Raw genomic sequence first — 752 nt, forward strand, 5'->3', positions numbered from 1 at the left:
TCCACCCGGATCCCGACACCAGGGCCGCCCCCGGCAGCAGCACGTCGACCATCTCCCAGGCATGCACGCCGACCGTCACCGCGGTCCCCCCACCCTGCTGCGGATCGTCCTGCCAGGAGCGGGCGGGCACCCGGAAGCCCGCGTTGTCGTGCTGGGCGTGCACACGGAGCGCGAGCACGTCGTCGAGCGTCTGCAGGAAGGGCGCGACCTCCGCGGCAAGGGCGGAGAGCGCGGGGGCGAAGCGCAGCACCGAGCTGGTGCCCACCGCGACGGACGATGCCGCGAGAGCACGGTCGACCTCGGCGAGCTGAGCCTCCGTCGCCGCGATCACCTTGTTCACGAACACCGGAGCGACCCCGCCGCCGAGAGACTGCAGGAAAGGCGCGACCTCATGCGGGCGCGGCGTCGCGATGACGAGGTCCGGTCGCAGCACAGCCAGCTCCTCGAGCGAGGCCACCACCACCCCACCGAACCGCGCCGCGAACTCTCCTGCGGCAGCGGTGTCCGCATCGTGCACGCCGACCACCTCGGCCCCGAGCGCTCGCACGTTGGCGGCGTCGGTGTACGGGTGCGAATGCGCGAGTCCGGCGAAGGCCACACGCAGCGGCGTGCCGCTCATGCCATCGAAGACAGCTGGTCGCGGGTGATGGTGTGCGCGAGGGGACGCCCCGCGGCGAAGGCCTCGACCTCGTCGACGACGATCCGTCCCTGACGCAGCCGCCCCTGATGCGTGCCCGCCGCGCGATGCGGGG

Annotated in this window: 1 protein-coding gene; it reads right to left on the bottom strand. The window is 73.0% G+C overall.

Annotation, left to right across the window (positions count from 1 at the left end; genetic code table 11):
* On the bottom strand, positions 1–619 hold a 619-nt coding region (locus tag DSP71_RS09440; protein WP_181800709.1), incomplete at its 3' end, for a Gfo/Idh/MocA family oxidoreductase.
* Positions 620–752: the final 133 nt, after the last annotated feature.

This window comes from Microbacterium sp. H6, assembly GCF_003314775.1.
Lineage (GTDB): Bacteria > Actinomycetota > Actinomycetes > Actinomycetales > Microbacteriaceae > Microbacterium > Microbacterium oxydans.